At 37.9% G+C, this 25,434-nt stretch carries 28 protein-coding genes and 2 tRNA genes; 15 read left to right on the plus strand and 15 right to left on the minus strand.

Features of this window, described 5'->3' with window-relative positions; all coding sequences use genetic code 11:
• Positions 1-15 precede the first annotated feature (15 nt).
• On the minus strand, positions 16-1,086 hold the full coding sequence (locus DI076_RS01745) for a zinc dependent phospholipase C family protein (protein ID WP_108958309.1): 1,071 nt from the start codon (positions 1,084-1,086) through the stop codon (positions 16-18).
• A gap of 57 nt (positions 1,087-1,143) precedes the next feature.
• Here DI076_RS01745 and DI076_RS01750 point away from each other — a divergent pair, with 57 nt between their 5' ends.
• Both DI076_RS01750 and DI076_RS01755 read left to right on the plus strand, forming a co-directional pair.
• On the plus strand, positions 1,144-2,412 hold the full coding sequence (locus DI076_RS01750; protein ID WP_108958310.1) for a diaminopimelate decarboxylase: 1,269 nt from the start codon (positions 1,144-1,146) through the stop codon (positions 2,410-2,412).
• Positions 2,409-3,098, plus strand: a complete 690-nt coding sequence (locus tag DI076_RS01755; protein ID WP_108958311.1) for an IspD/TarI family cytidylyltransferase — start codon at positions 2,409-2,411, stop codon at positions 3,096-3,098. Before DI076_RS01750 ends, DI076_RS01755 begins: the two co-directional genes overlap by 4 nt.
• A 3-nt stretch (positions 3,099-3,101) precedes the next feature.
• On the opposite strand, the gene DI076_RS01760 is transcribed toward DI076_RS01755, so the two are convergent.
• From DI076_RS01760 to DI076_RS01770, 3 genes are all read right to left on the minus strand, one after another.
• Positions 3,102-4,196: a PilZ domain-containing protein gene (locus DI076_RS01760; protein WP_108958312.1), complete on the minus strand. Its 1,095-nt coding sequence runs from the start codon at positions 4,194-4,196 to the stop codon at positions 3,102-3,104.
• 71 nt (positions 4,197-4,267) lie between these two features.
• Positions 4,268-4,798, minus strand: a complete 531-nt coding sequence (locus DI076_RS01765) for a Crp/Fnr family transcriptional regulator (RefSeq protein WP_108958313.1) — start codon at positions 4,796-4,798, stop codon at positions 4,268-4,270.
• Entirely contained in the window at positions 4,795-5,217 is a 423-nt protein-coding gene (locus DI076_RS01770; RefSeq protein WP_108958314.1) for a cyclic nucleotide-binding domain-containing protein, read from the minus strand. The genes DI076_RS01765 and DI076_RS01770 overlap by 4 nt, the downstream gene beginning before the upstream one ends.
• A gap of 118 nt (positions 5,218-5,335) precedes the next feature.
• On the opposite strand from DI076_RS01770, the gene DI076_RS01775 reads away from it, so the two are divergent.
• The 7 genes from DI076_RS01775 (at position 5,336) to DI076_RS01800 (ending at position 9,061) form a co-directional block, all read left to right on the plus strand.
• Positions 5,336-5,417, plus strand: a tRNA-Leu gene (locus DI076_RS01775).
• 376 nt (positions 5,418-5,793) lie between these two features.
• Complete coding sequence (locus DI076_RS20045; protein ID WP_135358368.1) at positions 5,794-6,000, plus strand: hypothetical protein; 207 nt, start codon at positions 5,794-5,796, stop codon at positions 5,998-6,000.
• A gap of 23 nt (positions 6,001-6,023) precedes the next feature.
• On the plus strand, positions 6,024-6,695 hold the full coding sequence (locus DI076_RS01780) for a hypothetical protein (protein ID WP_108958315.1): 672 nt from the start codon (positions 6,024-6,026) through the stop codon (positions 6,693-6,695).
• Positions 6,692-7,075: a hypothetical protein gene (locus tag DI076_RS01785; RefSeq protein ID WP_108958316.1), complete on the plus strand. Its 384-nt coding sequence runs from the start codon at positions 6,692-6,694 to the stop codon at positions 7,073-7,075. Before DI076_RS01780 ends, DI076_RS01785 begins: the two co-directional genes overlap by 4 nt.
• Positions 7,076-7,083: 8 nt before the next feature.
• Positions 7,084-7,905 carry a helix-turn-helix domain-containing protein gene (locus tag DI076_RS01790; protein ID WP_108958411.1) on the plus strand — a complete coding sequence of 274 codons (822 nt, stop codon included), beginning with the start codon at positions 7,084-7,086 and terminating at the stop codon, positions 7,903-7,905.
• 86 nt (positions 7,906-7,991) lie between these two features.
• Positions 7,992-8,474 carry a VOC family protein gene (locus DI076_RS01795; protein WP_167396491.1) on the plus strand — a complete coding sequence of 161 codons (483 nt, stop codon included), beginning with the start codon at positions 7,992-7,994 and terminating at the stop codon, positions 8,472-8,474.
• A gap of 128 nt (positions 8,475-8,602) precedes the next feature.
• Positions 8,603-9,061, plus strand: a complete 459-nt coding sequence (locus DI076_RS01800) for a hypothetical protein (protein WP_108958317.1) — start codon at positions 8,603-8,605, stop codon at positions 9,059-9,061.
• 94 nt (positions 9,062-9,155) lie between these two features.
• Here DI076_RS01800 and DI076_RS01805 read toward each other — a convergent pair whose 3' ends face one another.
• Positions 9,156-11,045: a VCBS repeat-containing protein gene (locus DI076_RS01805; protein WP_245918202.1), complete on the minus strand. Its 1,890-nt coding sequence runs from the start codon at positions 11,043-11,045 to the stop codon at positions 9,156-9,158.
• Positions 11,046-11,190: 145 nt separating this feature from the next.
• On the opposite strand from DI076_RS01805, the gene DI076_RS01810 reads away from it, so the two are divergent.
• Positions 11,191-11,592: a YidB family protein gene (locus tag DI076_RS01810; RefSeq protein ID WP_108958414.1), complete on the plus strand. Its 402-nt coding sequence runs from the start codon at positions 11,191-11,193 to the stop codon at positions 11,590-11,592.
• 15 nt (positions 11,593-11,607) lie between these two features.
• Here DI076_RS01810 and DI076_RS01815 read toward each other — a convergent pair whose 3' ends face one another.
• From DI076_RS01815 to DI076_RS01830, 4 genes are all read right to left on the minus strand, one after another.
• A complete protein-coding gene (locus DI076_RS01815; RefSeq protein WP_108958318.1) occupies positions 11,608-12,012 on the minus strand; it encodes a DUF2452 domain-containing protein in 405 nt (134 codons plus the stop codon).
• Positions 12,013-12,163: 151 nt separating this feature from the next.
• Positions 12,164-12,967 (minus strand): SPOR domain-containing protein, encoded by an 804-nt coding sequence (locus DI076_RS01820; RefSeq protein WP_108958319.1) that lies wholly within the window; start codon positions 12,965-12,967, stop codon positions 12,164-12,166.
• On the minus strand, positions 12,964-13,581 hold the full coding sequence (coaE, locus tag DI076_RS01825) for a dephospho-CoA kinase (RefSeq protein ID WP_108958320.1): 618 nt from the start codon (positions 13,579-13,581) through the stop codon (positions 12,964-12,966). The genes DI076_RS01820 and coaE overlap by 4 nt, the downstream gene beginning before the upstream one ends.
• 83 nt (positions 13,582-13,664) lie before the next feature.
• A complete protein-coding gene (locus tag DI076_RS01830) occupies positions 13,665-14,603 on the minus strand; it encodes an alpha/beta fold hydrolase (protein ID WP_108958321.1) in 939 nt (312 codons plus the stop codon).
• 70 nt (positions 14,604-14,673) lie between these two features.
• On the opposite strand from DI076_RS01830, the gene DI076_RS01835 reads away from it, so the two are divergent.
• Positions 14,674-14,746, plus strand: a tRNA-Phe gene (locus DI076_RS01835).
• Positions 14,747-14,753: 7 nt separating this feature from the next.
• Here the strand turns inward: DI076_RS01835 and DI076_RS01840 are convergent.
• Both DI076_RS01840 and DI076_RS01845 read right to left on the minus strand, forming a co-directional pair.
• Complete coding sequence (locus tag DI076_RS01840) at positions 14,754-15,011, minus strand: hypothetical protein (RefSeq protein ID WP_108958415.1); 258 nt, start codon at positions 15,009-15,011, stop codon at positions 14,754-14,756.
• A gap of 36 nt (positions 15,012-15,047) precedes the next feature.
• A complete protein-coding gene (locus DI076_RS01845) occupies positions 15,048-16,472 on the minus strand; it encodes an aminotransferase-like domain-containing protein (protein ID WP_108958322.1) in 1,425 nt (474 codons plus the stop codon).
• A gap of 66 nt (positions 16,473-16,538) precedes the next feature.
• On the opposite strand from DI076_RS01845, the gene DI076_RS01850 reads away from it, so the two are divergent.
• The gene (locus tag DI076_RS01850; RefSeq protein WP_108958323.1) at positions 16,539-17,729 is read left to right on the plus strand and encodes an aminotransferase-like domain-containing protein; all 1,191 of its coding nucleotides are present in this window, start codon (positions 16,539-16,541) and stop codon (positions 17,727-17,729) included.
• Positions 17,730-17,990: 261 nt separating this feature from the next.
• Positions 17,991-18,419 (plus strand): hypothetical protein, encoded by a 429-nt coding sequence (locus DI076_RS01855; protein WP_108958324.1) that lies wholly within the window; start codon positions 17,991-17,993, stop codon positions 18,417-18,419.
• A 33-nt stretch (positions 18,420-18,452) separates the two neighbouring features.
• Here the strand turns inward: DI076_RS01855 and DI076_RS01860 are convergent, their stop codons facing one another.
• Together DI076_RS01860 and DI076_RS01865 are read right to left on the minus strand one after the other, a co-directional pair.
• Entirely contained in the window at positions 18,453-20,546 is a 2,094-nt protein-coding gene (locus DI076_RS01860) for a PP2C family protein-serine/threonine phosphatase (protein ID WP_108958325.1), read from the minus strand.
• A gap of 37 nt (positions 20,547-20,583) precedes the next feature.
• Positions 20,584-21,906, minus strand: coding sequence for a radical SAM protein (locus DI076_RS01865; RefSeq protein ID WP_108958416.1), 1,323 nt, complete (start codon positions 21,904-21,906; stop codon positions 20,584-20,586).
• A 258-nt stretch (positions 21,907-22,164) separates the two neighbouring features.
• Here DI076_RS01865 and DI076_RS01870 point away from each other — a divergent pair, with 258 nt between their 5' ends.
• Positions 22,165-23,346 (plus strand): lipoprotein LipL45, encoded by a 1,182-nt coding sequence (locus tag DI076_RS01870; RefSeq protein ID WP_108958326.1) that lies wholly within the window; start codon positions 22,165-22,167, stop codon positions 23,344-23,346.
• A gap of 57 nt (positions 23,347-23,403) precedes the next feature.
• On the opposite strand, the gene DI076_RS01875 is transcribed toward DI076_RS01870, so the two are convergent.
• Both DI076_RS01875 and lipA read right to left on the minus strand, forming a co-directional pair.
• A complete protein-coding gene (locus tag DI076_RS01875) occupies positions 23,404-23,700 on the minus strand; it encodes a hypothetical protein (protein WP_108958327.1) in 297 nt (98 codons plus the stop codon).
• A gap of 2 nt (positions 23,701-23,702) precedes the next feature.
• A complete protein-coding gene (lipA, locus tag DI076_RS01880; protein WP_167396492.1) occupies positions 23,703-24,623 on the minus strand; it encodes a lipoyl synthase in 921 nt (306 codons plus the stop codon).
• Positions 24,624-24,672: 49 nt separating this feature from the next.
• Between lipA and DI076_RS01885 the strand changes: the two genes are divergently transcribed.
• The gene (locus tag DI076_RS01885) at positions 24,673-25,416 is read left to right on the plus strand and encodes a pseudouridine synthase (protein WP_108958329.1); all 744 of its coding nucleotides are present in this window, start codon (positions 24,673-24,675) and stop codon (positions 25,414-25,416) included.
• Positions 25,417-25,434 lie beyond the last annotated feature (18 nt).

Here is a 25,434-nt window from a genome sequence, read left to right on the forward strand (position 1 = left end):
TTTTTCAAATTCCCACTATACCAGCGGGGAAAATTCCTTCATGTGATCAATTCCGTGGTATCGAAGGCCAGTATCTAAATTATAACCACCAAGTGAATCCAGAATCTTAGAACGGCTCTCAGGTGAAAAACTATATTCATAGGCTCTGGTTAAAATTTCCTTACTTGCTTGGCTTGCTTGGTTCAGTAAATCAATGAAGGAATCATTGAACTTACGATTGGGATCGGCAGGGTAAAACCATTCTCTTTTTTCGTCGTTCATGATCTTAGGATTGATCGCCTCAAGTGTTGGTAACATCAGAACGGAGGCATTGTATTTATGAAAAGTAAGTGCATCCACTACACTTACAAGTCCTCGCATAAAAGCACTACGAGAATCAAGTGTGGAAGTGAAACGGTAAAACCCAAGATAGGATTCATTTAAGATGTCCCCTGGGATGATTTTTTTTTCGGATCCAATGTAAGAAGTTTGGAATTCTTTTGGAAACGTTTCTTTTAAGGACTGCAACCAAAAGTTCCAAAGGACTGGGTCCATTTTGTTTTTGATCCCAACAGTTCGGTGGCGGATATCAATGTATTGTGGAAAATCATATTCCCTTGCACTCATTCCCCAACGGTGGTTGATGAGTAAAGTATCCAAACCAAATTCCACTTTCATATGGTTCACTTGGGCTTGGTAGGAAATCTTCTTATCGTTATTATAGTAATCGCCTGAGATATAAAAGATATATGGATGGGTTTGGATATCTACAACACAATGGCAGATATAACCAAGTGTAAAGGCAAGGAATCTGTCCCGGTACAAACCCATTTCGGTGTCGTAAACCTGGTCGAGGAAACTTAAGATCAGTTCTGCCACATTGTGGTGGTGGGCCAGGTCTCCAAAGTACGCAGCTTTTTTTGTACGTTTGGGTTGTAAGACATGGTAGAAATAAAAGATATCCGGGGCAACTGCACCTAAGTTGGCGTACGATGCCACATCAGGCCTAGAGAGTAAATTGGCAATTTTCCTTTGAGTGGCATTGCCATGTTCCAAGTGTTTTTTCACTTGGGAGAGTGCTTCAATATGTGTGATCTTTCCTGCCATTTTCTACTTTTTTGACTTTATGGATTGGAACCTATTGAAAGGTTTATCTTAAATCCTATGACATCAATCGAAAAACTAAAGTTTTTGAAAGAAGACCAAGTGCGAGCTTTGGCAAAAGAATTTGGTACCCCTCTCTTTGTCTATTCTGAGAAAGAAATTGAACAAAAATGCGATGACACATTGGCATTTCCGAATGCATTCGGATTACAAGTCCGATATGCCATGAAGGCAAATCCAAATTCCAATATCTTACAAATCATGAAAAAAAAAGGCATCCTCATCGATGCTTCCTCAGAACACGAAGTGGTGCGTGCTCTCCACTTTGGATTTTCTCCTGAGTCCATCATGCTCACTTCCCAAGAATTTCCAAAAGCATTTGCCGAACTCATTGGAAAGGGTGTGAAGTTCAATGCCTGTTCTCTCCGCCAATTGGAACTTTTTGGCCAAACCTTCCCAGGAAAATCGGTATCCATTCGTTTTAATCCAGGCCTTGGTTCTGGTCATACCAAAAAAACTGATGTGGGTGGAGTTACTTCTTCCTTCGGAATTTGGCATGAAAAACTGGATGAAGTCAAAGCAATCGTAAACAAATACAACCTCGTTGTTGAAAAAGTCCACACACATATTGGATCGGGAAGTGATCCTGAAGTTTGGAAGGCTGTTGCCAAGTATACACTCGAATATGCAGAAAGTTTCCCAACTGTCACTGTAGTGAGTCTTGGTGGTGGATACAAAGTTGGACGGATGGAAGATGAAAAAACAACCGACTTACAAAAGATAGGTGCTCCTGTTAAAATCCAATTTGAAGAATTTGCCGAAAAACATGGAAGGAAACTCATTTTAGAAATTGAACCAGGCACTTACCTCATTGCCCTCTGTGGGGCCCTTCTTACCACAGTAGATGACAAAGTTGACACAGGAAAAAATGGATTCCAGTTTTTAAAATTGGATACGGGGATGGATTCAAATACTAGGCCATCACTCTATGGTGCACGCCATCCCCTCATTACTGTTAAAAAAGATACTGGAACACCTCAGTCTAACAAAGAGTATGTTGTCGTTGGCCATTGTTGTGAATCAGGAGATGTATTCACTCAAAAAGAAGGAGGGGAACCGATCACAAGGCTTATGGGTGAGGCTGAAATTGGTGATTACGTAGTGATGGAAGCAATTGGAGCATATTGTTCCAGTATGTCCACGAAGAACTACAATAGTTTTCCTGAGACACAAGAAGTTTTGATCCGAAAAGATGGAACTCCAAAACTCATCCGTAAAAAAGAACCTGTGATGGAAATCTTCCGAAACGAAATTTTAGTGGTGGAATGAACAACCTATATGCGATCCTGCTTGCCGGTGGAACGGGGAGCAGGATGGGATCTGATGTTCCTAAACAATTTTTAAAACTAAGGGGAGAATCACTCCTTAGGCATTCGGTCAAACGATTCAGGCGGTTTGGACTCTTAAAATCCATCACGGTTGTGTCCCATCCCAATTGGGTTTTGGAGACAGAAAAAGAATTAGAAGATTTACTAGAACCTAACGACAACATTGTGGAAGGAGGAGAAACTAGGCACCTTTCCACTTTAAATGGAATTCAATCGATTTCTTATGATGAGAAAGATATATTCTTTATCCATGATGTTGCTCGTCCCAATTTCAAACAAAACGAACTTTACCAATTAGTGGAACAAACAAAAATCTTTGGCGGGGCATCCTTAGTTTGTCCTGTAACAGAAAGTTTAGTCCGGGTGAAACTCCACCAAAACTATTCACAGGAACCATTAAAACGGGAAGAAGTGTATGCTGTGAAAACCCCTCAGGCAGTGGCTGGATTTATGTTAAAAGAACTATTCATGGATTCGCTACCAAACAATTCCAAACACCACCCTACAGATTTATGCACTTGGATGGGAGAACGAAGGGTAGGGATTGTCGACACTGATTTTCACAATACCAAAGTGACAAGCCCAGGTGATTTGGTCCTTGCCGATTCCCTCTACATAAACGACTAACAATTACCTACCGTGGAATAATTTAAACCTTTGTTTCCATATCCAAACTCGGAATAGGTTTTTGTTTTCGATGGAATCAATCTGGATCCCAAAACCCTTTGGTTTTCCATATTTCCCTTGGGGATTAGACCACCTAACAACACCACCTACGGCAATTTCACCAGAACGGGTTTGGATTTTAACACGACAATATTCGGAAGCAGAAAACACTATATCCGATTCGATGTACAAACCTTCTAACGAAACATTGAGTAGGGTTCCATTGTATGTTTTGTCTTCTGATTGGAAAAATTGCACTGGGTTAGAAACAGGGTAACGAGGAGCAAACACTCGGTGTAAAAACGAATCGTAAATTTGTTTTTCTTCTTTTTGTGCGATCAGAAATTGTAATTGTACGCCCGCAATTTCTGTTCCATCCGATTCTTTATCGATGCGAACCACCTTTCCTTGCACTGAAATCGATGCTGGTTCTCTATTTTCCTTTTCTAATTTTAAGAGAAGGTTTATCGGATCCCCTGGGTTTAAAAAATGATGTTTGGTTAACGGAAGTAACACACCATTTTTGGAAATATTGATGGTGAGTCCATCTCCTTCTCTTTCTCCATCGGCATTGGTCCAATGGAAAGGTATGGGATGTGTTTCTCTGTATTTTGTGCGCCATCCTCTTCTTGTGGTGCTTAAATAAGGAGCTGCAATTTCTCTTCTCAAAAAATAGAAGGCAATAGCAAGAAGAATGGTTGTGATTCCCATATTCCAAACAATGTCGTCAGTTTTGATACGAATGCCTGCGAGGAAGAATTTTTTCCCAAGGGAAACGGATAGAACCATCCAAAAATTATAGGTAAGAATGAGGAAGGTGAAACAAAGGAAAAGGTAATAACCAAACTTCTTTTTGGTGATCAGACCATAGGCAATGATGGCACTTAAAAACGAAAAAACATACTGCCATGGTTGGATCCGAGTGAGGATCATTCCCACATGATCAATGTCCAAATCATAAAGGGATGCAATGGCAAAAAATATAACAAATGGTACGGCAAAAAAACCAAGAGTTACAAGTAAAACTGGAATAGGGTAATTGAAGAACCGAAATGTCACCCGAAAATAAAACTGCTTTTTTATCGTTTAGTCAACTTATTTTTGAAGTTTGGATTTTGAAACAGGAGAACTTAAGTCTTTAGTTTTCCTGTTTCACCTTCAAGCTGTTCAGAATCCTGTGTGTTGTCCTCAGTCTTTGTGACAGTTTCTGTGATCGTTGTTTCGCCCTCTTTTTGGTGGATTCCATTGATTAGTATATGCAATTCTTTTTGTTTTTCAGAGATCGAATCTTCTACGGCTGTTAGTCGATTGATAATGCTGTGAAGGATCACTGATAAAAACCCGGGGCTTTCTTTTCCCATTCCCAAAAAAATATCTTTGGTGATGATTCCGACTTTTGTATCCTCTGCTGCTGCTACAATGGAAGCTGCTCTTGGAGAAGGGAATACAAGAGCCATCTCACCAAAAAATTCTCCAGGTTTGATATCTCTTACATATTGTTCTTCGCCAGTAGCTTTCCGTTTATAAACCTGTAACAATCCAGAAAAAACAAAATACATTTTACCGTTACATTCTTCCCCTTCAGAAAATACTTTTGTTCCTTGGGCAAAATGGTCAATGCGCACTTCAGTGATGTATTTACGGAGGTGTTCTACATTCATTTGGTTTCCTCCTTTTGGATTTCTTCGATCATTTTGTCGAGTTCAGCGAGTCTCGCTTCTGCTCGGTGGAGTTTTTCGACTGTACTTTTGGTAAGTTGGAATAAAAAATGAGTATTGATACGAGCCAGTTTTTCGAATTGGTCATCTCGCAAAATGCCAACCCGCGCATTGGCAGATACCACACTAATTGTCATGGCCCTTGGCCTTCTTGTGATGAGTGAAAGTTCGCCAAAAAATTCACCAGGACCAAGTCCTTTGATTACTTCTTGAGAACCATCTGGCATCCGTTTGGTGACAGCAAACATTCCACTCATGATACAGTACATACTTCCGTCATGTGCGTCCCCTTCCCGAAAGATAACATCTCCCCTTAGATACACTTGGGTGGAGATGTTTTGCATAAATTCAAGTATGTTCATCGGACTTATCCTATAGGTATCTGACAGTACTATAAAATTCCAAAACAAAGGCAAGTGAATCACAAAATCTCACTAGACAGAATTCCCTAGTACAAAAACCTGCTTATACAACCACAATGCGGGCGTGGCGAAATTGGCAGACGCACCAGATTTAGGTTCTGGCGCCGTGAGGCGTGGGGGTTCAAGTCCCTCCGCCCGCAAAACACAACCTTCATTTTTTCACCAACATTCAAACGAATCATCAACCCCGGAGGGGCTTGAACAGTTCCCTGAGCTGTAATGGTTGCGACCCATAGCGAGCAATCATTTCAGACAAGCATGCCTGGATGGCATGCGCCGAAGGGAACCGTGCCTCGGAGCATAACAAACACAGGAAGTGTTAGCAGCGAAAGAGGCAAATCCCGAAGCAAAATCGCTTCTGAAGAATATTGGAATCATAAGCCAACTAACTAATTCTATGTTCCCACGAGCAGTTCCCATTGTTAAATTAAAATTTCCTTGCCTTCACTGGTTTGTTAGGTGGAAAATATACCAAATTTGTAGTGAATGAGTTAACTTTAAGAGGGTCTTTGGTTTATGCGTCTTTATGTCTTTACATTCGTTATGTGTTTTTTATGTCTTACCAACTGTGAGTTCAATACCGAAAAAGAAACTGGCTCATCGAGTAAAGCTTGTTCTGATGCTTGGAAATTATTCCAAGTTTGTAGAATCATCAATCCAAACGATCTAAGAGCCTGTGATACTCAATGGAATGGAATTGTATTTTCCTGCGGTATGATGTAATTTAAGAGATATACATTCAAAAGATGATCATTCGAAATATTGGTTTTTTTCTCTTTTGTTTTCTCTTTCCGCTTTGTTCTTCTCGTTATTATCTGACGATCGTTTCGCCAGGTGTAACGTCTGATTACCGACTCAAATCAATTGGCGGAATTCGGATGTTAGAAGCCTCTTATTATGGTACTTGGCATTATACACAAACTGCTTTTTATCTGGAACCAGAAAATTTGGATGCTCTTCTATTTGACCCAAACAATCACATACTCAATTATAAGGAATTGTTTGATTCTGTTTCCAAAGATAAGTCTTCTGTTTGGATCCTTTTTGAATATTGTTACGACCAAACAAAACCAATCCAAATCGATGAGGATAAGGAACAGTATCAATTTGAATGGAATGGAAACGAACCAAAATCAAAAATCTCATATTTATATCCTTACTCTTATTATAAAAAGGGAAATCGGATTCGGCAAAAATTACCATTCTACCAATCAGAACGGTATCCAAAGAACGAATGGAAACAAACGACAGGTTATGACCAGTATTTTTGTGTTCGTAATTTACTCGAGTTTGATGGTTCTTTACAAAAGAAAGGTACAAACGAGCTAAAGGTGGTAACACCTAGAGAACAAATACTTTATTACGAATACCAATTTGATCATAAGTTTATTTTTTATGCTGAAGAGGAGATCAATTGAAACATTCAGATGGGAAACTTTCGTATGGAATTCTATTCTTTCTAATTATATTTGGAGTATTAGGTTGTGACGGATTGATTCGGGGAGAAGAAAAAATATTACTACGGGAAAAGTCTGGGCTTTTGAGAGAGTATCAAGGCGAGTGTTTGGTATACCTCTATTCTAATTATGATTCTGTGAATCGGATTTTAATTCAGAAAACCGGTAGTCAGGTTAAAAACGGAAATTTAATCTATTTATTTACAGTTTCTCCCAAAAGAATTTCCTACCAAATGGAAATCAAATGTGAAGGCGGAATTTATAGCCAAAAAATTTTGAGTTTCCCGGAAGATTCGAATCTCGATTTTCATAAAAATTTATTCATCCACGAATCAAAATAATGAGTCATATGGAATACAAAACCTATCTACCTCACAAAGATTTACGATCGTTTGTAAAATGTTATTGGTCTTTAAAAGTACCAAAATCAAATCAACCACAAAAACAAAAAATTGTTCCCGATGGTTGTATTGAATTAGCATTTTTGTTTGGCGATGGGATCAAACGATACACGAATCAATCTGATTTTGTAATCCAACCGAAGGCAATGGTCATAGGCCAAATTACAAAACCTTTTGAAATTGAACCAATGGGTTTTGTCGACAGTTTTGCTGTACGATTTTATCCCTATGGATTTTCGATGATCCATTCAGTTCCTATGGAACAATTGGTAAATACCGAAACTGATATTTCCATTCTTTTTGGAAAAGAAATTGCTCAGAAATTATCTTTAGATCTTACAAATGCCAATTATACAAAAGATAGAATCAAAATTATGGAATCTTTTTTGTTTGCACGGTTAACAAATAAAACAAATCAAAAGAGGGTGGTAAAAAAAACTTGGGAGACTTTACAAAAAGAAAAAGGATCTCAATCGGTTTTGTCAATTTGGAATCATGATCCTAAAAAAATCCGTGAAATGGAACGTAAGTTTTTGAAACATATTGGTATTTCGCCAAAACAATTAGGAAAAATGATTCGTATGCAAACTGCAATTGAATTAATGTTATGTGAGGAAGAAAAATCTCTCACTCAAATTGCATATGAATCTGATTATTATGACCAGTCCCATTTTATCAAAGATTTTCAGAAGTTCACAGGAGAAAGTCCGAAACAGTTTTTGCAAAATGAAAACTTTCAGTTATCCAAACTTTTTTACCAAAAAAATTGAATTGTCGATTTTTTACAATTCAATCCAAACTAAATGTATATAATTGTGGTATCAAATTAAAAGGTTACTTTATAAAAGGTATCAGAATGAAGAAAATATTTGTTTTGGTTTTTGTGGTTATGTTGGTTATGAATTGTAAAGATTCGAATGAAATGGGTTCAAATACAAACATTCAAAGTGGGAAAGAGGGGGGAAAAGAAATGAATCCTATTATATCAATCGTGGAAATCCCTGTTACAAATGTGAAAAGAGCAATCGCATTTTATGAAAAGATTTTTTCGATTCAAATTGAACAAATGGAGATGGGTGATACGGAATTAGGTGTTTTTCCATCTACTCAAACAGGTCCAAGTATAGTTCTGACAAAAGGAAAGGAATACAAACCAAAGTCTGATGGTGTCTTGGTTTATTTAAATGCTGGTAATGATTTAACAACTGTTCTTAGTTTGATTGAACCTAATGGTGGTAAAGTTCTGTTAGAAAAAACGGAAATTAGTCCAGAAATGGGGAATTATGCTTTGTTTTTAGACACCGAAGGGAATCGAATCGGTCTTCATTACTCCAAATAAACCAAATAGAAAGAATCAATTGGATGCCAAATAACTTGTCTCAAACTTCTAATTTTATCTCAATTGAATCAAAAATATCTTTCTTTTCGGCCAATCTTTTTTAAGTTATGTGAAGGTTGGTTAATTGTATGTTATCTAAAAAGGTAATCGTTTTATTTCTATTTTTATGTTTGGGGATGGTATTCCATCTACATTCTGCAAAACTGTTTTCGATACCGGCGGCGACAAATCCTACAAACCAAGAGTGTCGTCTGAAATCTGGTTATTACTTGGAAATAATTCCCCTAGAGAATGGAGAGTTAAATATCCATGTCGAAATCACAAATGAATTTGCAACCTTCCACCGCATCATCGATAAATTCTATGTGAAAAATAAAATCAACTGGTTAAAAGATTGTGAATTTGAACTCGTCACATTAGAAATTACCGATCCTATTTTATTGGATACAGACTTTATTGGAAACAAAACCTACTACAAGGTAAAACAAATCAATGAAAACAAATACCAATATGTGGAAGTGAATAAACAAAATGTTTTGTCTTTGGATTACCAAGGTATTTATTTCCCACATGCAGTCGTGGAGTGATATGGAAGAGTTGGGAGAAAAATATTATCCTTGGGACGTGTTTTTAACTCCCAAGATTCATTGTTTGTTTTTGGTTTGAGTCTATCCTAACTAACTAAATCCAACCTATATACAATCTAGTTTTCTTTACCAACGCCAACATATACTCTTCTGCCTTGTTTCTCAACTGTGCTATTGTATTTCCAAAAGCAGTTCCAGCAGGAGGGATCAGTGTTTGGCTTGTCACTCCACCAGAATTTAGGTTTTGGTTCGTTGGAACTCCACCTCGGATGCTATGAAATGTAAACACTTGATTGGTGGTTGTTGGTTCAGAGATCACTATATCTTGTAGGCCATCTGCATTGGTATCTTGGAATTTAATCCCTTGGGAAAAATTTCGATTTGCGAATGAACCTGAAAAGAGACTAGCCGATGATCCTCCGGCGCTTAAATCCATATTGCGAAAGCCTGTTTTTGGATCGTTTAATATTAAGTACACGTCGCCGATCCCAGAACTTGCACCAGTAGATCCAACCAAAAGATCAGGTGAACCATCTCCATTTGAATCACCTGATGCAAGATTACCTCCAAACAAACAAATACTACTATTACAACTAAGAGTAGGAGGTCCAATGAATGTTGAAACTGGCGGATTTTGATAGGGACTCGTGGAATCACAATTGGAATGGTATACAAAAACAATCCCTTGGTTTGAATTGAAAGTGGGTCCACCAACTGCAAGATCGATACAACGATCCGAATTGAAATAATCCAATACAAAATTTGCCCCAAATTGGCAACCAGTTCCCGTCGCACAACCAGGGGAAGGTTCAACTGGAGCAACTAAAAATTGCTGGGGAGATGATGGCAATAATCCTTGATTGGAAATAAAAATGTATATCCTTCCTAAACTAGAGGAATAGGTAGCTGCACTGACAACGAGGTCTAAAAAACCATCTCCGTTCACATCTCCTGCTAATGCATACGATCCGAAATTATCGTTTACGTTTGGTTTATAAGATAAGTCAGCAGTATTGGTATCCTGTGTACTGATTGCTGGAGATCCATGGCTATAAAATATAAATACCTCATCATTCCAAGGGGATGCAAAAATTCCATCATCATACCCGTCGTTGTTGATATCAGCTCCTATGATATTCGTTCCAAATCTCCCTGTTCCAGACAATCCACTAAGAACTGCGTCCGCTGATCCACCCGAATTTAGATTTTGAGATGGAATACCTGTTTGACCACGGCTTAGGAAAAGATAGGCTTTGCCAAGATAATTGGTAGCAGGAGTGTAAGCTTGAGCTCCAACAAACACATCAGCAAACCCATCTCCATTGAAATCTCCAGATGCAATCCGAGAACCAAAATAGGTTTGTGTGATCCCATCCGTTAAACTTGTGATAGGTGTTGCATTCAATTGTTTTGTATCAATGTTTGTTGTATATACGTATCCATATCCTATATTTGCCGCGGCATTATTCGCCGACACAATCAAATCAGGATAACCATCCCCGTTGGTGTCTTTATTTGTACCTTTACGAACAAGGATCGTATTGGATTTTTCGAATGGGATTTGCACATAAATAGTGTGCAAACTTCCATAGGTCCAAAAACTGTTCGTTATCGCTTTTGCTGGTAAAGCAGCACGCCAACTTCCATTGACAACAGGGACTTTTGTCGTTGGGGCATCATCATACCCCACATTCACAAAACTGACATCATATGGAGCAGTTCCCACAACAAAGCCAGTCTCTACGATGGAGTCATTTGTCAGATTGGAAATAGTAGCTCTAGATTCTGGTAATAAAAATAAATAAATTCCAGGTGAATATCGTTTGAGTAAATCTTTATCTGGGCAAAGGAAATTGTCCAACTTCATCAGACATTCGAGAGGAGGGTGGGTTAAAGGATTTGTCCAACAATTGGATAAAAATAGAAAAAGTCCAATGGCAACAATACTACGCTTAAATATGATAAAAAAAACACGATTTGCCATTTTTTATTTACAACTAACAATGAGTTGATGTTTTGATTTTGAATGAGGGATGGCAATCAATAATTGGAATTGGACCTCAGAGAATTCGAGTTTTTTAGTAAAAAATATCTTTCCTTTTCCTTTTACTTCAGCAACCATACTCCGCATGAGTTTTTTTGAAAGTTTAAAAGCCGTCGCAGCTCAGGCAGTAGAGCTAGTCCAAAACAATCCCCAAGTTGTCTCTGGGATCCAGAAGATCATCGAAGAGAACGGTGGGGTATCGGGAATTGTACAAAAATTCAAGGAAAAAGGTTTTGCAGACGCTGCCGCTTCTTGGGTTGGAACGGGTGAAAATGTTAGCATCGGTGCCGATGACGTTTTAAAAGTCTTAGGAAATGACTCCGTAAAGGAACTTGCTAAAAAAGTGGGCCTTGATACTGACGCTACCGCAGGACTTGTAGGAAATTTATTGCCAATTGTCATTGATAAATTATCCCCTGATGGGAATGAACCGTCTGGAGACATCACATCTCAACTTTCCAGTTTGGCATCCTTATTCACCAAATAGAACAATACAATTGTTTTAGAGATTTTCTTTGATTTCTGAGAAACTGCGGTCAGGGTTCATTGTATAAGCCCCTTTAAAAGGATGCGGAGGATTTCCTCCCCATTCCAAAGGGGATAGTAGGGAAAAATAATCTCCCTCATCTTTCGAATACAGATAAATCACCTGACCTGGTTTTTTTTCAAATTGGCATTTTGCCTTATGAAGTTCGATATCCTTTTCTGCTTGTTTGAGTATGAGTTCTGCTTCTTCTTTTAGAGCACGAATTTGTTTGGCAATGACTTCCAACTTTCCATGAACATGGAGTTTGACAGATTCTTCCGCCAGTTCAATTTCTTTTGCACGATCCACCAAACTAATTGCGGGTGCTAATCGACTTGTTCCATAGGTGAGGCTGTGGTGGGGGATCGTGGATTCTTCCATATTATCCTTTAGACAAATCCAATGATCTTTCCATAGAATTTATTTTTGAAAGAGGACTTTTGTTTCGGGGAGGTAAACATTAAAAAAAAAGAAAAGGCTCTCCCATGAGTTACGGGAAAGCCAAGTTGCCAAGGATAGACGATTTGTGTTTTTATGATAATGGTTGGTATTGGATGACCATTGCCTTTGCCTTAATTTCTTTTGGCATATTTGTTTTAGATAACGTTTTTAACAATGAATCCTTATCCTTGGATTTACCAAGTTGTACCACAAAAAATCCATTTTTCACAACAATGAAGGATTTTGATTTGAGTTTTCCTTGGTTATCTGCTTGGAGTTGGGACAAAAATGTTTCTGCTGATTTACGGTTTGTAAACGCAGCTAGTTGAATGGTCAAATACTTTCCATCGTTACTCTTTACCGATTTTGGTAGGTTGGAAGATACATGATTCGGTTTTTCTTTTCCTTTTGAAATATGTGAAATGTTTTTTAACTTCTCTTCTTTTGCCACATAAACATTTCTTTGTTCTTTTGATTTTGTCAAATCAACAACTTGTTGTTTCTTTTCTTCCTCTTCATCCTTAGCTGTTGAAGTTTCCATGTAGTAAGGATGGTTCCCAATATCAGCCATTGGAATTTCTTGTGAAGAAACGGATTCTTTTTGTTTTGTGCCTTGGACCAAAGAGGAGGCAACTTGCATTCCTTGCGGATTCAAATTTGTAGTCTCTTCTCCTTTTTTGGCCAATGAATCTGGCGATGGAAGATTTGTATCCGTTGTCTCTGGGTTTGCAGTTGTTAGAGACGGTTTCATGGAAGTTTGTGATTCGTCTGTTTTCCCTTTCCCTACTGAGACTCCCAAAAAGAAAATCGAAAAGAATAAAGCAAATAAAAAGAGTGATAATACTCCAATCCTTTGTTTGTCTAAATTGATAACGTAAAATACTCTCTCTTTCATTTTTGAATCCTTTTTTGAATTTCTTTATAGATAATTACGATTTGTTCTTTTAAGCCTTCTCTATCAGTATCGTTCGTTACGACAAAATCAGAGAGAGACTTTTTTTCCTCAATGTCCATCTGTGATGCATTTCTTCTTTCGAAATCAGATTTTTCCATCCCACCTCTTTGTTTCACTCGTTCCCAGTTTTGTTCTTTGGGAAGGTAAACTGTCACAGTGAAATCACAAATGGTGTGAGCATCAGTCTCAAAGAGGAGTGGGACTTCCCAAACGACGATACTTCCTTCTTTTTGAGATTGGAAAAATTCGAGGAAAGTTTTTCTGACTAATGGATGGAGGAGTGCATTGAGTGACTTTAACTTTGATTCGTTGCTAAAAGCGAGTTCTGCAATTTTTGTTCGATTGATCGTACCATCTTCCATTTCAATAGAAGGTCCGAAAATAGAGATTAAGTCTGATTTTACAGGGCTATTTGGTTCTGTGAACGTTCGGGCAATCGCATCTGAACTGATCGTCACTGCACCTAATTCTCCAAAGATGGAAAGTGCAGTGGATTTCCCTGATCCTATTGATCCAGTGATCCCAATTAATGTTTTGTTGGAAGCGAGTGCCACGGGTTTATAACATAAAAAACCCGTGAAAGTACAAGTATTTTTTTATCTAGTTTTAGAAAAAAAATACTTAAGTTTTTTTTAGATTATTTTTTGTTTAGAGTACCGTTGAGAATCCAGTCTTGTACGAGTTTGGCGGACAATTGTGGGTCTTCAATCATTGGAGCATGGCCCATATTCTCAAGAAGAACGGTTTCCAATTTTGATTTTAGTTTTTTCTTTAGCACATCCATAACCGAATAATGGATTACCTTGTCTTCTTTTCCCCAAATGGTAAGGCAGGGTGCTTGGATTTTATCGAGTTGTGACTCTAAGAGATAACCTTCTTTCCTGATTTGTTTGAGAATTTGTCCATTCCACTCACGGTTGGCTACAGACTTTTCAGCAAAATAAGATTTTAGAAACGATGGTAAGTAAGGTGGTTTTACAAATGTAAACTGAAGCAGTCTGTCAAAATCTTCTTTGTCTTTGACAAGCAGTGGGCTTTCCGCACCAGTGAGTTCAATTCTTTGCATTTCACTCGGTACAGGGCTTTTGATCCCTGCATTGTCAAACAGGATCAGTGACTTCACAAGTTTCGGGAATTTGGCTGCAAAAAGTCCTGAAATCCCTCCACCCATAGAATTGCCTGCAATGTGAAATTCGCTAAGTCCTAACTTCTCTGTGAATTGTTGCAGACGAACTGCTTGTGCTTCTTGGGTGTAAGGGATGGATTCGGGTTTACTTGATTCGCCAAAACCTGGTAAATCAGGTGCGATTACCCGTATGTTTTTAGGAAGGTATCTTGAAAATCGAGTCCAATGGTCTTTGTCACCACCAAAGCCGTGTACGACGAGGAGGGTTTCTCCGTTCCCAGGTCTTTCTGTATACTTCCAGACCAAATCATCAACTACAATCGATTTTGTTTCTAAGTCAGACCTGAATCTTTCGATACTAATGCCTGTTTTGTGGAGTCCGGAAGCACAACCTAGGATGTAGAAAAGTGCCAGAACAATGGTAAGTTTGAGCGTTTGGTTTGGTTTCATTTTGGTCCTTACAAAAAATTCAAAGGTTCGTTGACAGAGGGCTATGAAAAAATACTTTGGTCGTAACCGAGGCCCTGTAGCTCAGTCGGTAGAGCAGAGGACTGAAAATCCTCGTGTCGGCAGTTCGATTCTGTCCGGGGCCAAGGTTACCTATTTTCCTGCCTTTCTTTCTTCTCCCATCGACCAAAGACCTAAAAATTCGTTTTCTTCTACTTTTTTACAAAGTTCTGGTTTATATAGTTTTTTGACCGGAGGTTTAGGGTAGATATGGATTTCGTCATTATCGGGAATAAAGGTTAACATTCTCAAAATGGTATCTTGGCCTTCAATTTCATACATGGTATAAGACATACCTTTGGAAGGAATGATTTGGGAAGTTTCCAAATACTTTCGCGCTTGTTCAGACATATTCCTAAAGTTGATTTTGGTTTCGTTTACGAGCAACTAAAAAGTTTTTTTTCGATTTCCATTTTTCTGAAAACGATTTGCAAAGAGTATCAGTTTCTCTCGGATTTTGGATGATTGCCCGACCGAAACATTTAGTCTGAAAAAATGATTCCAATGTTTGGAGAGTCCAAATAAAGATCCAGGTGCAATCGCCATTCCTATTTTTTTTGCTTCTAATAATAATTTATCTCCATCTAACGCGGATTCGATCCAAAGAACAAATCCACCATCTGGTTTTGTGATTTTGAGGTTTCCATCACTATGTGTGATGAGTAATTCCATAGTTTCTTTACTTAATTTTTTATATTCAGACCTTAAAAATTTTAGATGCCTTTCATAAGTTTGTCTTTTTAAAAATTCAAGAACACAGATTTGAGTTGGATGGTTCTCGGCAATTTTGAATGCTCTTGCAATTTTAGAAACCGAATGGACTCCATTTTTTGTCACAACCCAACCCATCCGAAGGCCAGGAGAAAGTGTTTTTGAAAAAGAGGAACATAAAAATGATTTTGGACCATTGTTTGTATGAGGGAAAAAACTCACCAAAGGTTTTGGTCTTGTGCCTTCAAAATACAAATCACCATAAATATCATCTTCAACAAGATGAATTCCATATTGGAATGATAAATTTGCTAATCGTTGTTTTGTTTCATCACTGAATAAAATTCCATTAGGGTTATTAAAATTGGAAGCAAACAAAAATACTTTCGGTTTATGGCGTTTTACGAGTTTTTCAAATTCCGTGACACTGATTCCTTCCTTACTACGATAGGGAATTTCGACTACTTTCAATTTAAGAGTTTCTAAAATTTGGAATAATCCAACATAAATGGGAGACGGGACAATGACAGTATCACCTGGTTCTGTTACTGCCATAAGCGAATAGGTGATTGCTTCTGTACAACCAGCCGTGATTTGGATTTGGTTTGAGCTAACTCTGTAACCGAACATGGAATTACGTTTTGCTAGCCATTCTCTCAAATGAAGGTTTCCTTGTAGGTCACCATACCTAAATATTTCTTTGTGTAAGAGTGCTTTTTTAAATGCATTGTTTAACTCATGGATTGGTAAATAGGTTTCGGATGGAATTGCGGCTCCAAAAGAGATGAGTTTAGGATCCATCACTGTATTCATGATTTGTTGGATTCTATCATCTGCTTCTACTGTATCATAAAATTCGTTTTGTGGTCCTAGAATTAGTGAACTTATATTTTTTTGAACATAGTATCCTGATTTGTTTTGTACGTAAATATAACCTTCTTCTTCCAAAATCCGATAGGCTTCTTTTGCTGTTGTTAGGCTACAGGATTTAATGGATTGGATTTCTCTTAAGGATGGAATTTTTTCATTTTCTGAATAAAATCCTGAACGAATTTCATTTTTTATATCAATGGCGAGTTGTTCGTATTTTGTTTTTACCATCTGTATACCTATAGTTACTTTCATCTGTATATGGACAGATGTTTCAATACTTGATAAAGTATAAGTATGGAAACGAATCTTGCAAACCAATTTTTAGCAAAAAGGACAAATGGAATTCGATCTTCGGTCATCCGAGAGATATTAAAAATTACAGTTCAAGATTCTGAATTTTTGTCATTTGCGGGTGGACTTCCAAATCCGAATTTATTAGATCAAAATTTATTATTAACGGCAACGGAAGAGACAATTCGAAATTATAGTCGAGTTGCGTTGCAATATGGGGATTCCACAGGATACGAATCACTGAGAAAAAGGATCCAAAGTGATTTTGTGGATGTTCCCGTACAGACTAATCGTATTTTCATCACCCATGGTTCGCAACAAGGTTTGGACTTACTTGGAAAATTATTTCTAGATGTAAATACAAATCTTTTATTGGAAGACCCAGTATATTTAGGTGCTTTACAAGCTTTTTCACCTTACAGACCCAATATGATTCCATTATCTATGGAGTTTGATGGACCAAATCTTGTGGAACTGGAAAAAATCCTTTCGATGCAAAAGATCCATTGTTTTTATACAAACCCAAGTTACCAAAACCCGTCGACTGTCACTTGGTCATTGGAAAAAAGAAAGGTTGTTGCATCACTTTTGGATCAATATGGAGTCATTTTATTTGAGGATGAAGCTTATAAGTATTTGGATTTTAAAGGATTGGTATTTCCTTCTATATCTTCTTTTAGAGAAAGATTGGACCTAACGTTTGTTTTGGGTAGTTTCTCTAAAATTATTTCACCAGGATTTCGATTGGGTTGGGTTGTTGTCCCCGAGTTGTACCAAAAAATTTTCACAAATGCCAAACAAGGGAATGATTTAAACACCAATCAATTTTCCCAAGTTGTGATGGACATTCTCCTATCTCATTTGGATTGGAAGGAACACCTTTCTAAAATCCAATCGTATTATATGAAACAAAAAGAACATTTGGTAGAACTTCTTAAGTTCCACCTTCCCGAAGTTAGATTCGAGGAACCAAAAGGAGGGATGTTCCTTTGGACTGAATACCCAAATGTTACGGAAGGGGATATGATGAAAGGGATCATGGAAAAAAAAGTAGTGATGGTGCCAGGAAATGAATTTCGATTGGTTTCTACTGAATCTGCCTTCTTCCGAATGAATTATAGTTTTTTGCCGAATCAGGAAATGGAAGAGGGGGTAAAACGGATTGTTTCTGTTTATCGTGACATAATTACTTAACAAGCGTATAGCAAAATGTGTTTGACAAATACTACTTGTATGTTTACTTATTAAATATGAAGCCTGCTGTCACCAAAGCTTTACATCCAAAGTTTTCTGTTCTCAGTTTGGAGGAAAAATTGGAAATCCTCAAAGAAGATCCTAACTTTAGGATGATAGTAGAACAGATTTACCAAAACTATAAGGAAAACAGGTCTACCGTGATTCTTTGATTTGCTTCACATTCCCTTACCTATTTCTATGGAAGGAAAGCAGGTAATTATGAATTTAGATCTCACTCCACAAGAAACAAAACAACTTTTAGATGCACTCACCGTATTTGAATGGGTGAGTAATGCTCCCCATGAAGAATCCGATCCAAGTGTGGATGGATTCCTTCAATCCTTACTCGGAAAACTTTCCAAAACAATGGAAAATAGTCCAATTGTATCTGAAAACGGAATGTATACCATCGCGGAAGAATATTTCCAAGAAGTATTTGAATCTTATATAGAGCCATATAACGATGATGTGTTCTGGACTGAACTCACAACAGAACTTGCCCAAAGAGATTTAGAACTTTCTATGTCAGAAAAAGAATTGGAAGCTTTATCACCAGAAACGTATGAAACCAAAGTAGCGAAAGAAGCAGAAAAATATGATTCTGAATTTGAAAAAAATGGTGTGGATCGTTTGTTCTTAAAAAAATAAATGATACAAGAGAAATAAATGAGAATTCAAAACTTAAATTGAGTTTTGGTTGGAATCATTTTTTTCCCATTCAATGAGCACCATCGTTTGGTCATCTTCTTGTTCTTCCTTTCCTTGGAATAAAAACAATTGGATGACTAGTTCGGCGAGAACTCTTTCTGATTCTTTGTTTTGAAAATCAGAAAGAATCTTTTGAATCCGATCCATTCCAAACTCTTCCCTGGCTTCATTTTTTTGTTCCAACATCCCATCGGTAAAAAGTAAAATACGGTCCCCTTCTAAAATTTGGAATTGTTTTTGGGTATAAGGTTGGTCCTTCTTTAAGCCAATGATATTCCCGGTTCGGTTTAATATGATTTGATTTCCAACAGATTGGAAAATCTGATTCGGATGACCTGCCGAAGAATAATAAACTGTTTTCGTTTTGGTATCAATGTCCAATAAAAATCCAGAGAACACAATCTTCAGACCTGAGAATTTATTTTGGATCTTTTGGTTCAGATGGTTCATTAAATCATCTGTTTTGGTGATAAAACGTTTGATAGCTTCATATTCAGATTTGATAGCCATTGTGTAAAGGGCCGCTTGGATTCCATGACCAGTTGCATCTGCTACAAAAAAACGAACAGTTCCATTATCCAATTCAAAGATATCATAAAAATCTCCTCCCACTTCGTCTTGGGGTTGGAAGTAGAGATGTATTTTTAAAGGATCAAACTTGATTCCATCTTCCGGTAAGATCTTTTGTTGGATTTTTTTTGCAAGTAGTAAGTCTTTTTTAATACGATTCAGTGAAAAATTCAATTGGTAAGTTCGTTCAGAAACAATTTGTTCCAGATTCTCTGTTACGGCTAACAAAGATTCGTTACTAATTTTTAAACTTTCTGCCAATTCTTCTGCACGTACAAATGCATTTGCGATCCTACTTGAGAGGATTAGTGATTGGATAAAGATAAAACATAATAGGGCGTAGGGAGTGAGTCCGATCCCTCGGCTGTTTAAACTATGTTTTAGAATATCAAAGGAAACGGAAAACGCTAATATGAGTAGACCAATCAAAAATAGTTTTGAATTCGGTCGGCTATTGATGACTGCTTTTAAATTGATATGGATGACATACCCAATGATGACAAATGCCAGGATTTGAAATCCATATAGTAAAATGGTAAATACTGATATCGGTAAAAACAAGGTAAGGGAAAAAATGCAGCTAACAATGATTGCTCGACGAACATATTTTTCCTTTGATTCTTCTGGAAATAAAGAATGAATGAATAATAAAAACGTTGGAACAGCAAAGTAATAAGAGGCAAACTCAATGCGAAATGCAGTGGGCCAATGGAATTTTGGAAAAAGCTCCAAAACATACCTTTCACCTGTAAATGCAAGGCGTATTCCAAGCAATACACAAAAGATCGCAAAGTAAAAAATGGATTTTTCTTTTCGTTTATAAAAGAAAAGCCCAAAATGATACAAACCGATAAGTGAAAGGGCTCCGAGCAAAAATAATTCCCTCGCATTGGAAAACATCTTTTCGCGATCTAATGCATATTTGTTTCCTAAGATGGGAACTCCCCAAAACCCACCAAAATTGTTTTCATAATTGGCAATATGAAACACAAGTTCAATTACCTCATCGTCAGGAATGAGAGTATAATACTTTGATTTGATCCTCGGAGTATCATCAAATTGATTGATCCCAGGTTTCCCTTGTCCACCAATGAGAACTCCATTGGCAAAAAATCGATAAGAAGACGCGATGTCTGGAATATAAATCCTAAGTTCTTGGCCTACAGTTTGTTTATTGGTGTGGATGAACGCGCGTAAGGTGACTTTTCCTGTTCTCGGTAATTCAATTCCACCAAACTCTTCATTTTGCCACGAATTGGGAATCGCAAGGTAACCTGTGAGTTCTTTTTTCCCATGGAAAGGAGGGTAGTGGAATTCCCCAAAGTACAACTCCCATTCCCCTTCTAAATTGATAGCGGTGTCTTCTTTAAAGGTGATTTCTGTTAAGTCTAAGACACCTTGTCGGAAGTGTAAATTCCGATCGAAGTCTGGGTTTTGGCACTGGCAAAAACATAAGACAATGGAGGCATACACCAATCCCAGAAAACTCTTTCGCATGTTCTTTAGTTTCTTTCTAGCTATGGAATGGAAAGAACTAATTTCGTCCAGTATAACCTATAACATCCATAAATGCAGAAACTGAAAAGACTGCCTTACCAGGTCCAGGTTCGCCATACCCTGGAGGGGTTGGTAAACTATAAGATTCAAATGTTTCTTTCCATGCGCGCAAAAGTTCACAAAAATACACTAGAGGAGGGCCTGCTTGTTGTCCAAGAGTTGTGTATGGTTCAGGGCACCATGCTGTAAATCTAGGCACAATTCCTTTGGACATAAAAAAGTCTAACCCTTGTTTTGTGGAAGTGATAGCTTCTTTTACTGTTTTGAATCCCCAAGGTTCAGAAAGTTCAACTCCACCTACAAAGTTGGGAATTACATTTTCGGGTCCAAATACTTCTGCAGAATCCACCACTCTTCGGATCCAATTTTCATATCCAATCCAACTTGCTTTCCCAGGGCATATTTTTTCAAAAAGCGCTTTGTCCCATACTTCGTAATTGGGATGGTAAATTTGAATTCCTGCATCTTTGAATTTTTGGCAATCTTCCTTTTCGAAGGCTTGTGCTACCAGTTTTCCCATCCATCGTTTCGGAAACCTTGCTTCAATGGCTTCAGGGTACTGTAAGTAAAAATCCACTTCCGATTTTTTCTTTAGATTGGTGAGGACTGATCCACCTGTGATTGTGTAAACTTTTGCAATCTCATCTTCTGCATCTACCCAAGATAAAACTTCTAAAATATCTTCTACATCCTTTACACCTGTATAAGGACGCCCCGCTCCTTTTTGTTGGCGGTAGTTATGGTTGATATCACAGTAAGCACATTCTTCGTCTTTTCCAAAATACTGGCAGTTACGAAAGACGGTTAAGTACAAAAGGTAACCCCATTCAATGACGGGTGCAATTTCACCTGGAAGTTTTCCTGATTTTGTTTTGTGTCTGTACCAAGAAGGAATGGGTGGGTATTCTGCAGTACCAATTTCTGTATCCTCTAAATACAGAGTTGGTTTTCCCTCTTTGAGTTTCATTTTATAAGGAGAATTGGGATTGTTTCGGGTAGAAATGACGGTTTTCAAAAGTCCAAAATGTCCACCACTGATTTTGATTTCTTCTGGGGCTTTGGTATCTGCTCCATCTTTTAGGTCTGCAAGTGGGATATGATCAAAGGAAAAGATAAAGTAGTCTTTGGATTTGTAAGGGTCTTTGACTAAAAACGCTTCTGGGAAAAAGTGAATCCCTTGTCTTAAGATGTCTTGTTTGACGATGGCTTCCATGGGTAAGTCTTTATACGTTCTTTCCATTTCTTCCAATAGAGGGAGGGAGGAGGCAGGTCTTTGGTTCAATGTAGAGGTTTCAGCCATATTTGGAGTTTTTTTCTTCCTTTCTCTTAGACAAAGCGATTTTCCCAGAGAACGAGCGAAAAACCCCCGAAAAACGTAGGATCCGAACGAAATTACTGAATATTCGTTTACAAATCCGATCGCTAAATTATTTTTTTTCCGAACTAATGAAATTTTTTTCATTCTAGAAAAAAATACAAAAAAACTGGGAATTTTAGCTAGCTCAGTTTGTTGATTAGAGAGTAACGAAAGTACAATTTCACTAAGGGACAGGACGATATGAAAGCATCGAAACTAACCATCATGGGACTTGCGCTTCTTTTCACTGGGCTTACAGTTTGTAAGAAACCAGAGGCAGAAGTATCAGAAGCACCTAAAAAACCGGCAGACTTATCTGCGGTAGTCGTATTTGCGGTAGGAGATTCTAAAATCCAACACGCAGACCAAACGGAAGAAAAAGCACAACTTGGTGCCCTTCTAAAAACAGGGGATAATGTAGTCACAGGCGACAATGGAAAAGTAGACATCCAATTTGCAGATGGCTCGAGCATTCGTATCTCTCCAAAGTCCGCGATTGACTTTGCAAAACTTTCTCAAGACAACGCTGGAACAACAGACACACAAATTGCTCTTGTTTCCGGAAAAGTATTCGCGAAAGTTAACAAAGCTAAGAAAGAAGACAACTTTACTGTCGTAACACCAACTGCGATTGCGGGTGTGCGAGGAACTTCTTTCATCGTAGAATCAGCTGAAGGAAAACCAGCGAAAGTGAAAGTGGTTGAAGGTTCAGTTGCATTTGCTCCACGTGTGCCAGCTTTAGAGAAACTTTCTGAAGAAGAAATTTCAAAAAACTCTGACCTTAAAAAACTACAAGAGTCCATTGCAAAGGCTGAAGTGATCTTGGAAAAAGACCAAGCTTCTACTCAATCAGCAAAATCTGCAGAACTTGCGAAGTCAGCTGACATTCAATCTTTGGATTTATCAAAAGCATTCAAAACTACTGAGAAAGAGAAACTCGTAGTGGAAAGTGCAAAACTTACTAAAAACGAAGAACAAGAAATCAAAACGATCGTGACTGTTGACAAACAAACAGCACAAGAGATTGTAAAACTTAGTGAATCAGCTCAAACTGATAAACTCGATGAATTGAAAAAACAAGAAATCGACACTAAAAAACAAGCGATCGAAAAAGAAGTAGCGAAACGACAAGAAGAAGAGAAGAAAAAATTCGAAGAATCTTTAGCTAGCCAACCAAAAGATTTCAAATCTAAAAAAGACATCGTAAACTACTACGAAAGAATCGAAAAAATCGTGTTAGTCGATGGAAAAACAGTGATTGGTGCAATCATCAACCAAGAAAATGGTCAATTGATTGTTCACACTGAAAATGGTGTTAAAAAAATTGATATGGACAATGTAGAAGAAGTCATTTACGACCTTCAACAAAAATCCAAATTCTAAAACAACCACACCCTTACGTAGAAAAGAAGCCTGGAGGGAATTCCCTTCGGGCTTTTTTTATGTACTCGTGTTTTTGTATTCGTTCCAAAGGATTCGAATGGCGTTGATGAGAGGGCTAACCTCGATGAGAAGTAAATTGTTTTGGTATTTCACAAGGAGTGTGTTTTGGCCAAATCGATCCATTTCACCCCATTCTACTTGTAGTTTTGGATGGTGGGTAAGTGCCTTTTGGATGAGGACCTTTACTTCAAAATCAGAAAGAGTTTCATCGATTTCTCCTAAGTCCTTCAGAATGGACAAAAAGAAAGTTTTGGCAAGTTCTCTTTGAAATTCCGCTGATTCCTCTTCGTTCATACCTACTCTTTCGGTAGATTTAGAGAATCCTCCGTAAAATATTCATCTGCATGGTAAGAGGAACGAACTAAGGGTCCGGATGCTACTGTTTTGAATCCGATTTTATAAGCAGTTTCTTTCCACATTTGGAATGTTTCAGGGGGGATAAAACTTTGTACTGGGTAATGTGTTGGACCTGGTTGTAAGTACTGGCCAATGGTCAACATACGAACTCCATGATCAAATAAATCCTGTAAACACTGATTCACGTCCTCTTCTGTTTCCCCAAGTCCAAGGATGAGTCCACTTTTAGTGAGGAATCCATGTTTTGCGATATGAGCTAAAACTTCGAGGGACCTACGATAATTTTTTTGCGGAGTGATTGTGGGAAAAAGTCGTTCCACAGTTTCAATGTTATGGTTGATGATATTGGGTTTGGCAGCATAGAGAATTTGTAGGGATTCTTCTTTGGCCTTAAAATCAGGGATGAGTACTTCGATAGAACATTCTGGTCGGTAGCTTTTGATTTTTGTGATGGTTGCAGCAAAGTGGTTTGCCCCTCCGTCTTTTAAATCATCTCGGTTGACTGCTGTGAGAACTACATGCTTAAGCCCCAGTGTTTCGACAGACCTTGCTACTTTTTCTGGTTCCTCTGTGTCGAGGGGTTTTGGTTTTCCAAATGCCACATCACAGTATTGGCAACGTCTTGTGCAAATATCTCCAGCCAACATATAGGTAGCTGTTTTTCGGTTCCAACAATGGTTGAGGTTTGGGCAACTTGCCGACTCACAAACAGTATGCAATTGTCTGGTTTCCACCTCTGCCCGAACTGTTGATAAGGCATCGGACTCTTTTGGGAAACTCACTCGCACCTTCATCCAATCTGGGAGAGGTTGGGTGGGGTTCAAATGTTTTGAGCGAGGTTTCTTTTTTAGTGGATTCATACCTTCTTTAGACTTTTTGAAATGAGGCCACTTTGTAAAATGGAAAAACATGAGGATCAATGCATTTCTTGCCAAATTAGGTTTAGGTTCCCGACGGAAAGTGGAAGAATTGGTCCTTTCGGGCCGGGTCAAAATCAATGGAAGTACGATCACCGATTTGTCCTTCCAGGTGAATGAGGAAGATACAATCCTATTCGATGGTAAACCAGTGGGAAAAGAGGAAGGATTTGACTCTAGGCCAAAAATCATAGCGTTTAATAAACCAGCTGGATTTCTCACTTCTCATGAAGACAAACACCATGAGAACACCATCTTCACCTTATTACCCGAATCTTTCCAAAAATACAATTACGCCGGTCGTTTGGATTTAGATTCAAGGGGACTTATCCTTTTGTCAATCGATGGGAATTTTATCCAAAAAGTAACACATCCCAAAAACAAAATCGATAAAGAATATATCATTAGTTTGAAACAACCAGTAAGTTGGAAAAAAATTGCCGAAGAATTTATGTTAGGTGTAAGGGAAGGGGGGGAAACTCTACGTGCGCTTTCTGTAAAACCAGCAAATGTGGTTCCTGAAAAAACCCAACCTGGATTTACGAGTTACCTTAGCATTGTCTTAAAAGAAGGGAAAAAAAGACAAATTCGTAGGATGTGTAAAACAAAGGATTTAGTTGTTCTTGATTTGTATCGAATTCGGATTGGTAAATTGGATCTCCGCAATTTTCATTTGGAAGAAGGAAAATACAAAGTGGTCACAGAAGGACAAGTTCTAGGGAATCCAACTTCTTAATTTGGTTGAAGAATCCAC

The sequence above is a fragment of the Leptospira ellinghausenii genome, assembly GCF_003114815.1.
In the GTDB taxonomy this organism is placed as follows: Bacteria; Spirochaetota; Leptospiria; order Leptospirales; family Leptospiraceae; genus Leptospira_A; species Leptospira_A ellinghausenii.

What these genes read in the sequence shown, in the direction of transcription:
- DI076_RS01745 (WP_108958309.1), bottom strand. Translation starts at nt 1,086, where the DNA reads ATGGCAGGAAAGATCACACATATTGAAGCACTCTCCCAAGTGAAAAAA.
- DI076_RS01750 (WP_108958310.1), top strand. Translation starts at nt 1,144, where the DNA reads ATGACATCAATCGAAAAACTAAAGTTTTTGAAAGAAGACCAAGTGCGA.
- DI076_RS01755 (WP_108958311.1), top strand. Translation starts at nt 2,409, where the DNA reads ATGAACAACCTATATGCGATCCTGCTTGCCGGTGGAACGGGGAGCAGG.
- DI076_RS01765 (WP_108958313.1), bottom strand. Translation starts at nt 4,798, where the DNA reads ATGAATGTAGAACACCTCCGTAAATACATCACTGAAGTGCGCATTGAC.
- DI076_RS01770 (WP_108958314.1), bottom strand. Translation starts at nt 5,217, where the DNA reads ATGAACATACTTGAATTTATGCAAAACATCTCCACCCAAGTGTATCTA.
- DI076_RS20045 (WP_135358368.1), top strand. Translation starts at nt 5,794, where the DNA reads ATGCGTCTTTATGTCTTTACATTCGTTATGTGTTTTTTATGTCTTACC.
- DI076_RS01780 (WP_108958315.1), top strand. Translation starts at nt 6,024, where the DNA reads ATGATCATTCGAAATATTGGTTTTTTTCTCTTTTGTTTTCTCTTTCCG.
- DI076_RS01790 (WP_108958411.1), top strand. Translation starts at nt 7,084, where the DNA reads ATGGAATACAAAACCTATCTACCTCACAAAGATTTACGATCGTTTGTA.
- DI076_RS01795 (WP_167396491.1), top strand. Translation starts at nt 7,992, where the DNA reads ATGAAGAAAATATTTGTTTTGGTTTTTGTGGTTATGTTGGTTATGAAT.
- DI076_RS01800 (WP_108958317.1), top strand. Translation starts at nt 8,603, where the DNA reads ATGTTATCTAAAAAGGTAATCGTTTTATTTCTATTTTTATGTTTGGGG.
- DI076_RS01805 (WP_245918202.1), bottom strand. Translation starts at nt 11,045, where the DNA reads ATGGCAAATCGTGTTTTTTTTATCATATTTAAGCGTAGTATTGTTGCC.
- DI076_RS01810 (WP_108958414.1), top strand. Translation starts at nt 11,191, where the DNA reads ATGAGTTTTTTTGAAAGTTTAAAAGCCGTCGCAGCTCAGGCAGTAGAG.
- DI076_RS01815 (WP_108958318.1), bottom strand. Translation starts at nt 12,012, where the DNA reads ATGGAAGAATCCACGATCCCCCACCACAGCCTCACCTATGGAACAAGT.
- DI076_RS01820 (WP_108958319.1), bottom strand. Translation starts at nt 12,967, where the DNA reads ATGAAAGAGAGAGTATTTTACGTTATCAATTTAGACAAACAAAGGATT.
- DI076_RS01830 (WP_108958321.1), bottom strand. Translation starts at nt 14,603, where the DNA reads ATGAAACCAAACCAAACGCTCAAACTTACCATTGTTCTGGCACTTTTC.
- DI076_RS01840 (WP_108958415.1), bottom strand. Translation starts at nt 15,011, where the DNA reads ATGTCTGAACAAGCGCGAAAGTATTTGGAAACTTCCCAAATCATTCCT.
- DI076_RS01845 (WP_108958322.1), bottom strand. Translation starts at nt 16,472, where the DNA reads ATGGTAAAAACAAAATACGAACAACTCGCCATTGATATAAAAAATGAA.
- DI076_RS01850 (WP_108958323.1), top strand. Translation starts at nt 16,539, where the DNA reads ATGGAAACGAATCTTGCAAACCAATTTTTAGCAAAAAGGACAAATGGA.
- DI076_RS01855 (WP_108958324.1), top strand. Translation starts at nt 17,991, where the DNA reads ATGAATTTAGATCTCACTCCACAAGAAACAAAACAACTTTTAGATGCA.
- DI076_RS01860 (WP_108958325.1), bottom strand. Translation starts at nt 20,546, where the DNA reads ATGCGAAAGAGTTTTCTGGGATTGGTGTATGCCTCCATTGTCTTATGT.
- DI076_RS01865 (WP_108958416.1), bottom strand. Translation starts at nt 21,906, where the DNA reads ATGGCTGAAACCTCTACATTGAACCAAAGACCTGCCTCCTCCCTCCCT.
- DI076_RS01870 (WP_108958326.1), top strand. Translation starts at nt 22,165, where the DNA reads ATGAAAGCATCGAAACTAACCATCATGGGACTTGCGCTTCTTTTCACT.
- DI076_RS01875 (WP_108958327.1), bottom strand. Translation starts at nt 23,700, where the DNA reads ATGAACGAAGAGGAATCAGCGGAATTTCAAAGAGAACTTGCCAAAACT.
- lipA (WP_167396492.1), bottom strand. Translation starts at nt 24,623, where the DNA reads ATGAATCCACTAAAAAAGAAACCTCGCTCAAAACATTTGAACCCCACC.
- DI076_RS01885 (WP_108958329.1), top strand. Translation starts at nt 24,673, where the DNA reads ATGAGGATCAATGCATTTCTTGCCAAATTAGGTTTAGGTTCCCGACGG.